Annotated in this window: 10 protein-coding genes, 2 tRNA genes and 1 pseudogene; 6 read left to right on the plus strand and 7 right to left on the minus strand. The window is 68.0% G+C overall.

Translation table 11 applies throughout. The features are described from left to right. Positions 1 to 127 (minus strand): annotated as a pseudogene (locus J7E68_RS19680) (pyridoxal 5'-phosphate synthase glutaminase subunit PdxT); the annotation flags it as partial. Beyond that, positions 117 to 1,010, minus strand: a complete 894-nt coding sequence (gene pdxS, locus J7E68_RS08180) for a pyridoxal 5'-phosphate synthase lyase subunit PdxS (protein ID WP_215171575.1) — start codon at positions 1,008 to 1,010, stop codon at positions 117 to 119. The pseudogene J7E68_RS19680 and the gene pdxS, both read right to left, overlap by 11 nt. Before the next feature lie 113 nt (positions 1,011 to 1,123). Between pdxS and J7E68_RS08185 the strand changes: the two genes are divergently transcribed. Together J7E68_RS08185 and pdxY are read left to right on the plus strand one after the other, a co-directional pair. Beyond that, positions 1,124 to 2,431 (plus strand): aminotransferase class I/II-fold pyridoxal phosphate-dependent enzyme, encoded by a 1,308-nt coding sequence (locus J7E68_RS08185; RefSeq protein ID WP_215171577.1) that lies wholly within the window; start codon positions 1,124 to 1,126, stop codon positions 2,429 to 2,431. Positions 2,432 to 2,477: 46 nt separating this feature from the next. After that, positions 2,478 to 3,329, plus strand: coding sequence for a pyridoxal kinase PdxY (gene pdxY, locus J7E68_RS08190; protein ID WP_215171586.1), 852 nt, complete (start codon positions 2,478 to 2,480; stop codon positions 3,327 to 3,329). Between the two features lie 6 nt (positions 3,330 to 3,335). Here pdxY and J7E68_RS08195 read toward each other — a convergent pair whose 3' ends face one another. The 3 genes from J7E68_RS08195 to J7E68_RS08205 form a co-directional block, all read right to left on the minus strand. Next, the gene (locus tag J7E68_RS08195) at positions 3,336 to 3,884 is read right to left on the minus strand and encodes an HIT domain-containing protein (RefSeq protein ID WP_215171588.1); all 549 of its coding nucleotides are present in this window, start codon (positions 3,882 to 3,884) and stop codon (positions 3,336 to 3,338) included. Further along, on the minus strand, positions 3,881 to 5,806 hold the full coding sequence (gene thrS / locus J7E68_RS08200) for a threonine--tRNA ligase (protein ID WP_251048780.1): 1,926 nt from the start codon (positions 5,804 to 5,806) through the stop codon (positions 3,881 to 3,883). The genes J7E68_RS08195 and thrS overlap by 4 nt, the downstream gene beginning before the upstream one ends. A 121-nt stretch (positions 5,807 to 5,927) precedes the next feature. Further along, the gene (locus J7E68_RS08205; protein WP_215171593.1) at positions 5,928 to 6,287 is read right to left on the minus strand and encodes a YnfA family protein; all 360 of its coding nucleotides are present in this window, start codon (positions 6,285 to 6,287) and stop codon (positions 5,928 to 5,930) included. Positions 6,288 to 6,392: 105 nt separating this feature from the next. On the opposite strand from J7E68_RS08205, the gene J7E68_RS08210 reads away from it, so the two are divergent. The 4 genes from J7E68_RS08210 to J7E68_RS08225 are packed head-to-tail and all read left to right on the plus strand — an operon-like array spanning position 6,393 to position 9,895. Further along, the gene (locus tag J7E68_RS08210) at positions 6,393 to 6,824 is read left to right on the plus strand and encodes a hypothetical protein (protein WP_215171595.1); all 432 of its coding nucleotides are present in this window, start codon (positions 6,393 to 6,395) and stop codon (positions 6,822 to 6,824) included. 56 nt (positions 6,825 to 6,880) lie between these two features. Next, the gene (locus tag J7E68_RS08215) at positions 6,881 to 8,230 is read left to right on the plus strand and encodes a deoxyribodipyrimidine photo-lyase (protein WP_215171596.1); all 1,350 of its coding nucleotides are present in this window, start codon (positions 6,881 to 6,883) and stop codon (positions 8,228 to 8,230) included. Between the two features lie 37 nt (positions 8,231 to 8,267). Beyond that, a complete protein-coding gene (locus J7E68_RS08220; RefSeq protein ID WP_215171598.1) occupies positions 8,268 to 8,819 on the plus strand; it encodes a TetR family transcriptional regulator in 552 nt (183 codons plus the stop codon). A 26-nt stretch (positions 8,820 to 8,845) separates the two neighbouring features. Next, entirely contained in the window at positions 8,846 to 9,895 is a 1,050-nt protein-coding gene (locus tag J7E68_RS08225; protein WP_215171600.1) for a 2,3-butanediol dehydrogenase, read from the plus strand. 134 nt (positions 9,896 to 10,029) lie between these two features. On the opposite strand, the gene J7E68_RS08230 is transcribed toward J7E68_RS08225, so the two are convergent. Together J7E68_RS08230 and J7E68_RS08235 are read right to left on the minus strand one after the other, a co-directional pair. After that, a tRNA-Val gene (locus tag J7E68_RS08230) sits at positions 10,030 to 10,101 on the minus strand. A gap of 25 nt (positions 10,102 to 10,126) precedes the next feature. Further along, positions 10,127 to 10,197, minus strand: a tRNA-Cys gene (locus J7E68_RS08235). Positions 10,198 to 10,261 lie beyond the last annotated feature (64 nt).

Below are 10,261 nucleotides of genomic sequence, written 5' to 3' on the forward strand. Positions count from 1 at the left end.
CCACGGCCGCAAGCTCGTCCGGGCGTCGGACGAGCACGACGTCAGCGCCCAGCGCCGCCAGTACGGAGGCGTGCTCGCGCACGTCGCCCTGCAGCGCGAGCACCCCGACCTGTGGGCTACCAGCCACGCTCGGCCAGGCGGTGCGGGGCGGGAAGGTCGGACACGTTGATGCCGACCACCGCATCGCCGAGTCCGCACGACACCTCGGCGATCACCTTGGCGTCGTCGAAGAACGTCGTCGCCTTGACGATCGCCTTGGCGCGCTCTGCGGGGTTTCCCGACTTGAAGATGCCCGAGCCGACGAAGACGCCGTCGGCGCCGAGCTGCATCATCATGGCGGCGTCCGCAGGGGTCGCCACACCGCCGGCGACGAACAGCACGACGGGCAGCTTGCCCGTCTCGGCGATCTCGGCGACGAGGTCGTAGGGCGCCTGCAGCTCCTTCGCAGCGACGAACAGCTCGTCCTTCGGCAGCGCGGTGAGGGCGGCGATCTCGCCACGGATCTTCCGGATGTGCTTCATCGCCTCCGAGATGTCGCCCGTGCCGGCCTCGCCCTTGGAGCGGATCATCGCCGCTCCCTCGTTGATACGGCGCAGTGCCTCACCCAGGTTGGTCGCACCGCAGACGAACGGCACGGTGAAGCCGAACTTGTCGATGTGATTGACGTAGTCGGCCGGCGAGAGGACCTCGGACTCGTCGATGTAGTCGACGCCGAGCTCCTGCAGCACCTGAGCCTCGACGAAGTGCCCGATGCGCGACTTGGCCATGACGGGGATGGACACGGACGCGATGATGCTGTCGATCATGTCGGGGTCGCTCATGCGCGAGACGCCGCCCTGGGCGCGGATGTCGGCGGGGACGCGCTCGAGTGCCATGACGGCGACGGCCCCGGCGTCTTCGGCGATCTTCGCCTGATCTGCGGTGACGACGTCCATGATCACGCCGCCCTTGAGCATCTCTGCGAGACCGCGCTTGACGCGCGAGGATCCGGTGGTGGTCTGTTCGGTCATGAGAGCTCCTGTCGGGGAAGCACGATGTGCATGCATGTGTCGAACGATGTCTCGTTTGATCTAGGCCAAACAGTAGCACTGTCCGGAACGACCTAGAATCGACAGCGAGGACCATGAGCGACCAGATCACCGGAACCACCGCAGCGGACATCGCCGACAGCGTGCGCGCCCTGCGTGACCGGGGTGTCCTGCGGGCCGGAAGCCCTCTGCCGCCGGTGCGCGAGCTCGCAGCAACCCTCGGCGTCAACCGCAACACCGCGGTCGCCGCCTACCGGCAGCTCGCTCAGGCGGGACTCGTCGTCTCACGCGGGCGTGCCGGAACCGTCGTCGCGGGGCTGGAGTCGGTCGCGCAGGAGGGCTATGCCGCAGACACGGTGCTCCGAGATGTCGGCACGGGCAATCCTGATCCGCGACTCATCCCCGATCCCTCCCAGGCTCTCGCCACGGTCGCCGGCCGGCCGGTGCTGTACGGCGAGCCCGTCATCGACCGGGGCCTTGATCGCTGGGCCCGCGAATGGATCGCCCAGGACCTCGGCGACCGAGACTTCGGCATCACGATCACCAGCGGCGCGGTGGATGCGGTCGAACGCCTGCTCGCGCAGGCGCTCACGCGCGATGACGCCGTGGCGCTCGAGGATCCGTGCTTCCTCGCCAGCATCCACACCGTCCGCCTCGGCGGGTATCGCGCGGTCCCCGTGCCGGTCGACGACCAGGGCATGACGGTGGACGGCCTGCGGGCGGCCCTCGACGCCGGCATCCGTGCCGTGATCTGCACTCCGCGTGCGCAGAACCCCACCGGTGCGAGCCTGACGTCTGCACGCGCCGCCGAGCTGCGAGCCGTGCTGGCCGATTTTCCCTACGTGCTCATCATCGAGGACGACCACTTCTCGATGCTGTCGCAGCAGCCCTACGAGACGCTGATCGGAGCGGATCACCGTCGATACGCGCTCGTGCGCTCGGTGTCGAAGTTCCTCGGACCCGACATGTGTCTCGCGATCGCGGCGACCGATGCGACCACCGCAGAGCGCCTGGCGATGCGGCTGAGCCCGGGCACGACCTGGGTCAGTCACCTGCTGCAGCGCCTGACATTGACGCAGCTCACCGACGACGCGGTCGTCGCGCGGATCGCAGAAGCCCGAGAGCACTACGCCGCTCGCAACGCAGCCTTCGCATCGCTCCTGCGCGAGCACGGACTCGACTCCCCCACCACCGACGGCCTCAGCCTCTGGATCAGACTGCCCGCACCTGCGCGCCTCGTCTCGGAGCGACTCATGCGCCGCGGCTGGCTCGCCCGCACCGGCGACGACTTCGCGCTCGACGAGCGAGCCGACCCGTCGCACCACCTGCGCCTGACCGTGCACGATCTGTCCGACGAGGATGCTGCGACTCTCGTCGCCGACCTCGTCGCAGCCGTCCGATGACCCACCGCCGCGGGAGCACTCCCGCCCTGAATGAAAGGATCGGAGAATGAAGGTCCTCTCCATCCAGTCCGCCGTCGCGTACGGCCATGTCGGCAACTCCGCCGCGGTCTTCCCGCTGCAGCGCATCGGCGTCGAGGTTCTCCCGGTCTACACCGTGAACTTCTCGAACCACACCGGCTATGGCGCCTGGCGCGGCCCGATGATCGACCCGAACGATGTGCGCGAGGTGCTCACGGGCATCGAAGAGCGCGGCGTGTTCGGCGAGATCGATGCGGTGCTCAGCGGCTACCAGGGCGGAGAGGGGATCGGCGACGTGATCATCGACGCCGTCGCCCGGGTCAAGGCCGCGAACCCCGACGCGGTGTACGCATGCGACCCGGTGATGGGCAACGCGAAATCCGGATGCTTCGTCGCCCCGGCCATCCCGATCCTGCTGCGCGAGAAGGTCGTCCCGGTCGCCGACATCATCACCCCGAACCAGTTCGAGCTCGGCTTCCTCACCGGCACCGAGCCCGACACGCTCGAGTCCACCCTCGCGTCGGTCGACCTCGCGACGGCGATGGGGCCACGCACGGTGCTCGTCACGAGCGTCGAGCGTCCCGATCGCGAAGAGGGCACCATCGAGATGCTCGTCGCCGACCCGACCGGCGCCTGGATCGTGCAGACGCCTCGTCTGCCGATGAAGGCCAACGGCTCGGGCGATGTCACCGCCGCACTCTTCACGGCGCACTACGTCACGACCGGAGACGCGAAGACGGCGCTCGAGCGCACCGCATCGAGTGTCTTCGATCTGCTCGCCGCGACCCTCGAGTCCGGAGAGCGCGAGCTGCAGCTCGTCGAGGCGCAGGAGTTCTACGCGAACCCGCGGATGCAGTTCACCGCGCGCCAGGTGCGCTGAGCGACCTCAGGCCGTCGGCCACGCGTTCGCGACAGCCTCACGCACTTCACCGAGCAGCTGAGGCAGCGCCTTCGTCTTCGCGATGATCGGGAAGAAGTTGGCGTCGGAGGTCCACCGCGGCACCACGTGCTGGTGCAGGTGGCCGTCGACGCCTGCGCCCGCGACGGCGCCCTGGTTCATCCCGAGATTGAAGCCGTCGCAGCGCGACACCTCCCGCAGCACGCGCATCGCCGTCTGGGTCAGTGCCCCGATCTCGGCGACCTCCTCAGGAGTGGCCTGGTCGTAGGTCGCGATGTGGCGGTACGGGCAGACGAGAAGATGCCCCGAGTTGGAGGGGAACAGGTTGAGCAGCACATAAGCGGTCTCGCCGCGGGCGACGACGAGTCGCTCGGCATCCGGATGCTTCGGCGCCTCGCAGAACGGGCACTCCTCGCGCAGCGGCTCGGGTCCTGCCTGGATGTACGCCATGCGGTGCGGCGTCCACAGCCGCTGGAACTCGTCGGGGACGCCGGCGAACTCGCCGGCGTCCTCCGACGCCTCAGAAGGCGTGGTCACGCCAGGTCCCCTGCTGTCTGCACGAGGGTGTGCGCGTCGATCGCCCCGCGGATGCGCGAGACGGCGTCGGCGATCGGCACGCCGTTCTCCTGCGTGCCGTCGCGGTAGCGGAACGAGACGGTGCCCGCATCGCGGTCCTTCTCGCCGGCGATCAGCAGCAGCGGGACCTTGCCGGTCGTGTGCGTGCGGATCTTCTTCTGCATCCGGTCGTCCGAGGAGTCGAGCTCGGCGCGGACGCCCTGCGCGCGCAGCGTTCCGACGATCTCGCCCAGATAGTCGGCGAACTCGTCGGCGACGGGGATTCCGACGACCTGCACCGGAGACAGCCACACGGGGAAATCGCCGGCGTAGTGCTCGAGCAGAATGGCGAAGAACCGCTCGATCGAGCCGAACAGGGCACGGTGGATCATGATCGGACGCTTCTTCTGCCCGTCCTTGTCCATGTACTCGAGCTCGAAGCGCTCGGGCAGGTTCGGGTCGACCTGCACGGTCGAGAGCTGCCAGGTGCGACCGATCGCATCACGCGTCTTGAGGTCGATCTTGGGTCCGTAGAACGCCGCCTCGCCGGGGACCTCGGTGAGCTTGAGGCCGGATGCCACGGCGACGCGACGCAGGGCATCGGTCGACGACTCCCAGAACTCGTCGGAGCCGATCCACTTGGACTTCTCGTCGTCCTTCATCGACAGCTCGAGCTCGAAGTCGGTGAGACCGAAATCGCGCAGCATCGACAGGATGAACTCGAGGACCTTCGAGACCTCGTCCTCGAGCTGATCGGGCGTGACGAAGAGGTGAGAGTCATCCTGGGTGAACCCGCGCACACGGGTGAGACCGTGCAGCGCGCCCGACAGCTCGTTGCGGTAGACCGTGCCGTTCTCGGCGAACCGCAGCGGCAGGTCGCGGTAGCTGCGCGCACGCTCCTTGTAGATCAGGATGTGCATCGGGCAGTTCATGGGCTTCAGGTAGTAGTCCTGGCCCTGCTTGGTGATGTTGCCCTCGTCGTCGCGCTCTTCGTCCATGACGATCGGCGGGTACATGCCCTCCTTGTACGTGACGAGGTGGTTCGAGGTGAGGAAGAGGTCTTCCTTCGAGATGTGCGGGGTGTACACGTACGTGTAGCCGCCCTCGAGGTGGCGCTTGCGCGCGTGCTGCTCCATCTCGCCGCGCACCACGCCACCGCGCGGATGCCAGACCGAGAGACCCGAGCCGATCTCCTCGGGGAACGAGAACAGATCGAGTTCCTTGCCGAGGCGCCGGTGGTCGCGCTTGGCGGCCTCCTCGAGACGGTGCTGGTACTCACGCAGCTCGTCCTTCGACGGCCAGGCGGTGCCGTAGATGCGCTGCAGCTGCGGGTTCTTCTCGCTGCCGCGCCAGTAGGCCGCGGCGATGCGGGTGAGATCCCAGCCGTTGCCGATCATGCGGGTGTTCGGAAGATGCGGGCCGCGGCAGAGGTCCTTCCAGACCACCTCGCCGTCGCGAGTCGTGTTGTCGTAGATCGTGAGCTCGCCCTCGCCGACCTCGACGGATGCGCCCTCTGCCGCCTCCTTGCCGCCCTTGAGGCCGATGAGCTCGAGCTTGAACGGCTCGTCTGCGAGCTCGGCCCGTGCCTCGTCGTCGGTGACGACGCGACGCACGAAGCGCTGACCCTCACGGACGATGCGCTGCATCTCTTTCGTGATCGCCTTGATGTCCTCGGGCGTGAACGGGGTCTCCACGCCGAAGTCGTAGTAGAAACCGTCGGTGATGGGAGGGCCGATGCCGAGGTTCGCCTGCGGGTTGATGCGCTGCACTGCCTGCGCGAGCACGTGCGCCGCCGAATGACGGAGGATGTTCAGCCCGTCGGGGCTCTCGATCGTGACCGGCTCGACCTCGTCGGCGTCGGTCACTGTCGCGGCGAGGTCCTTGAGGGTTCCGTTGACGCGCATCGCGACGACTGAACGGTCAGAGAACAGGGCGAAGCCGTCTTTCGGCTGAGCATTTTCAGGCACTGCACACTCCATCTGGGTCTGGATCTAGGCTACTCGCATGCCCGGGGCCCGCCGACCGCTACGACGCGGTCTCGGACGCGGTGTTCGCCGCCGTCGGGGCGAGGATGATGATCGCCGCTCCGACCAGAGCGATCGCAGATCCGATCCAGTCCCACATCGTCGGCTTGAAGCCGTCGACGATGATCCCCCAGGCCAGGGAACCGGCGATGAAGACGCCGCCGTACGAGGCGAGCACTCGTCCGAAGTTCGCGTCGGGCTGGAGCGCGGCGATGAATCCGTACGCGCCGAGCGCCATGACGCCGAGCACCGCGAAAACCCATCCTCGGTTCTCCTTGACCGCCTGCCAGATCATCCATGCGCCGCCGATCTCGGCGACGGCGGCGAGCACGAAGAGGATGCTGATGCGCAGGACGGTCATGGCTCCCAGTGTGGCGCACCAGTGCGTCGCTGAGATCTCACGTGCCGGCGACGACGAGTCCCGACTCGTAGGCGAGGATCGCGCTCGCCGGGGTAGCGTGAGCGGATGGTCAGAGCAGTCGCGCGTTGGATCCTCGCCCTCGCACTGGGCGCGATCGGAATCGTCCATTTCGTCAGCACACGCGGGTTCCGAGTCGTCGTGCCCGACTGGGCGACCAAGGCCACGCGTCTCGACAAGGAGGCGATCATCATCGCGTCCGGTGCTGCAGAGGTCGCGCTGGCTGCCGGGCTGATCGCTCTCCCCTGGGAACGACGTCGCATCGGGGTCGCCACCGCTGCCTTCTTCGTCGCCGTCCTGCCCGGCAACGTGCACCAGTGGCGCACCCACCGTTCGACCCCGGGACTCGATACGGAGGCGCGGCGATTCGGCAGACTGTTCCTGCAGCCGCTCCTCGTTCTCTGGGCGCTGTGGTCGACGGCAGAGCCCGCGCCGCGGCGACCGACCGCGCTGCGGCGGCCGAGGCGTCGTAGCCGCTGAGCCCGCGGGTCTGCAACCCCCGTCCGCCAGTTCGGGCGCCGGGTGAGAATGGGATCATGGTCTCTCCCTCGCTCGTCTGGCTCCGCGACGACCTTCGAGTCGCCGACAACCCGGCTCTTCGCGCCGCGATCGACCGAGATGAACCCCTCATCGTCCTCTATGTGCTCGACGAGGAGTCTCCCGGCATCCGTCCGCTCGGCGGAGCAGCACGCTGGTGGCTCCATCATTCGCTCGCCTCCCTGAGTGAGGCACTGCGCGAGCTCGGTGCCTCTCTGACGCTCCGGCGAGGGCCGGCCGAGCGCGTCGTCCTCGAGGCGGTCGCAGACACCGGCGCGACGGCCGTCTTCTGGAACCGGCGCTACGGAGGCGCCGAACGTGAGATCGATACGGCGCTGAAGTCGTCGCTGCGCGCCGACGGCCGGGAGGTGACGTCCTTCCAGGCCTCGCTCCTGCACGAACCGTGGACCGTGAAGACCGGAGGCGGCACGCACTTCTCGGTGTTCACTCCCTTCTGGCGAGCATGCCTCGCTCTTCCCACGCCGCGAGCTCCGCTTCCCGCACCGAGGAGCCTCGACGGGATATCGGCACCTCCTCCCTCAGACGACCTCGATGACTGGGGCCTCCTGCCCACGCGCCCCGACTGGGCGGGCGGGCTCCGGGACACCTGGAAGCCCGGCGAGCCCGCCGCCAAGGCGCGGCTGCGCACCTTCCTGCACGACGACATCGGCTCATACGACCGCGCCCGTGACGAGCCCTCCGCCGGTGCCACCTCGTTGCTGTCCCCGCGACTGCGCTGGGGCGAGCTGAGCCCGTTCACGGTGTGGCACGAGGCGGTCGAGGCCGACGGCGCGGCCGGCTTCCTCTCGGAGCTCGGGTGGCGGGAGTTCGCCTGGCACACGACGTTCCACGCGCCAGACATCGCCACGAAGAACCTCCGGCGTCAGTACGACGCGTTCCCGTGGCCGCGGCTCACACCGTCTCACCTCGAAGCCTGGCAGCGAGGCGACACCGGCATCCCCCTCGTGGATGCCGGCATGCGCGAGCTCTGGCACACCGGATTCATGCACAACCGGGTGCGCATGGTCACGGCGTCCTTCCTCGTGAAGAATCTGCTCATCGACTGGCGTCGGGGCGAGGAATGGTTCTGGGACACCCTCGTCGACGCCGACGGCGCCAGCAACCCGTTCAACTGGCAGTGGGTCGCAGGCTCAGGAGCCGATGCCGCGCCGTATTTCCGCGTGTTCAACCCCGAGCTGCAGGCGAAGAAGTTCGACCCTCACAGCCTTTACATCTCGGAGTGGGCATCGGATGCTCCCTCCGAGCCGATCGTCGATCTCGCGACCACCCGCAAGGCCGCTCTCGATGCGTACGACGTCGTCAAGAGATCGTCGCGCCCGCCGGAGTAGCACCCACTATCTGACAGATGTCCGATAGCCTGTCGGTATGGATGCACGGTCGCGACGTTCGCGCGAGACCCTTCGCGAAGCGGTGCTGGAGCTCTCGACCACTGCACCGATCGCCGAGGTGACTGCCTCGGCGATCTGCGCTCGCGCAGGCGTCACCCGCGACACTTTCTACCGCCACGCCGAGAGTCCGGTAGACCTTCTCGCCGACGCCCTCGCGGCCGAGATCGACGAGGCGATGACAGTACTCCCCCACACCGACGCGATCGGCGACGGCGAACGAGCGCTGCTCGAGCACGTACGACGCCGCGCCGAGGTCTATCGCGGGGCGATGCATCCGCTTCTCGCCGCCCCCGTGCGCCACAACCTCGAGCGCTCGATCCGCGCGGGTCTCGTGCTGTGGGCAGAGCTGCACCCGCACATCGTCCCCGCCGAGTTCGCAGACGACCCCGCGGCCATGCGGATCGCGGTCGCCTATGCCGCCGCCGGAACCGTGGGCGCTGTCGAAGAGTGGCTGCGCAGCGACGACGACGACACCGAACGTGCCGTGAGGCTGATCCTCGCGGCGTCACCCGAGTGGTGGCTGCGCTGACGGCCACCCGGAAGAGGAGAGAAGAGATGAAGGCCGCACTGTTCCACGCGAAGGAAGACCTCCGAATCGAAGAGGTGCCTGACCCCGCACCCGGCCCCGGGCAGGTGAAGCTCCGGAACGCCTTCGCCGGGATCTGCGGATCCGACCTGCACGTCTACTACAGCCCTGAGGCCGCAGGGCTCGACTTCGACAACCCGCACCCGGTCACCGGATCGACACTCCCCCAGATCCTGGGCCACGAGTTCTCCGGCACGATCGTCGAGCTCGGCGAGGGCGTCACCGATGTCGCGGTCGGCGACCGCGTCGCCGTCTGGCCGATCTACTACTGCGGCGAATGCCCGGCATGCCGCCGCGGCATGGTCAACGCCTGCCAGAAGATCGGCTTCCACGGGCTGAGCTCAGACGGCGGAGGCATGGCGGAGTTCACCACGGTCGATGCCACGAAGCTGCACGTGCTGCCCGAGAACGTCGATCTGCGGATGGGCGCGCTCGTCGAGCCGATGTCGGTCGCCTGGCACGCGGTCTCGCGCAGCGGCGTCGACGCCGGAGGCACCGCCCTGATCGCCGGCGCCGGTCCCATCGGCATCGGCGTCTGGTTCGCACTCAAGGCGCGGGGCATCGAGAAGGTGCTGGTGTCGGAGCCGAGTGCCGACCGTCGGGCGATCATCGCGGCCCTGGGTGCGACGGTCGTCGATCCGGTGAACGAAGACCTCGCCACAGCCGTCGCAGAGGTCAGCGGTGGAGACGGCGTCGATGTGGCCTTCGACGCCGCTGGTGCGGGCCCCGCCGTGACGTCGTCTCTCGCGAGCCTCGTGCCGGGAGGGCGCGTCGTGGTCGTCGCCATCCATGAACGCACGATGGATTTCCTGCCCACGCAGCTCGTCATGGCCGAGACCGAGATCGCGGGTGCGCTCGCATACCTTCCCGAAGACTTCGACGCCGTGATCGAGGCGATGTCGCGCGGGGTCTACGACACGACGGGCTGGGTGCAGGAGGTCGGTCTCGAGCATGTGGTCGATGCGATCCATTCGCTGCGCGGCGGCGCTGGGGCGAAGATCCTGGTCAAGGCCCGCTGACAGCCAGATGAGACGAGAGGCCGAGCGAATGCGTCCGCCCGGCCCCTCGTCCTGTCCCCCGGGGTCGTGCAGGCGACTCGCGGAAGAGAGCCCAGACAACAAAAAACCCCCGGTTTCCCGGGGGTTTTTCTCTGTGCGCGATACTGGGATCGAACCAGTGACCTCTTCCGTGTCAGGGAAGCGCGCTACCGCTGCGCCAATCGCGCCCATGTGGGCTATTCAGTTTCTGAGAGGTGGCGACGGGATTCGAACCCGTGTAAACGGCTTTGCAGGCCGGTGCCTAGCCGCTCGGCCACGCCACCGTGTGGATTGACCCCACGTGCGGAAGGCCCTCCGAAGAAGGCCCCTGCACTTGAGCGGATGACG

Source organism: Microbacterium sp. ISL-103 (assembly GCF_018613995.1).
Taxonomy (GTDB): domain Bacteria; phylum Actinomycetota; class Actinomycetes; order Actinomycetales; family Microbacteriaceae; genus Microbacterium.

Bases quoted from the DNA above. Each gene is read 5' to 3' on its own strand.
- J7E68_RS08225 (WP_215171600.1), top strand. From the start codon at position 8,846: ATGAAGGCCGCACTGTTCCACGCGAAGGAAGACCTCCGAATCGAAGAG.
- J7E68_RS08205 (WP_215171593.1), bottom strand. From the start codon at position 6,287: ATGACCGTCCTGCGCATCAGCATCCTCTTCGTGCTCGCCGCCGTCGCC.
- thrS (WP_251048780.1), bottom strand. From the start codon at position 5,806: ATGCGCGTCAACGGAACCCTCAAGGACCTCGCCGCGACAGTGACCGAC.
- J7E68_RS08185 (WP_215171577.1), top strand. From the start codon at position 1,124: ATGAGCGACCAGATCACCGGAACCACCGCAGCGGACATCGCCGACAGC.
- pdxY (WP_215171586.1), top strand. From the start codon at position 2,478: ATGAAGGTCCTCTCCATCCAGTCCGCCGTCGCGTACGGCCATGTCGGC.
- pdxS (WP_215171575.1), bottom strand. From the start codon at position 1,010: ATGACCGAACAGACCACCACCGGATCCTCGCGCGTCAAGCGCGGTCTC.
- J7E68_RS08220 (WP_215171598.1), top strand. From the start codon at position 8,268: ATGGATGCACGGTCGCGACGTTCGCGCGAGACCCTTCGCGAAGCGGTG.
- J7E68_RS08210 (WP_215171595.1), top strand. From the start codon at position 6,393: ATGGTCAGAGCAGTCGCGCGTTGGATCCTCGCCCTCGCACTGGGCGCG.
- J7E68_RS08215 (WP_215171596.1), top strand. From the start codon at position 6,881: ATGGTCTCTCCCTCGCTCGTCTGGCTCCGCGACGACCTTCGAGTCGCC.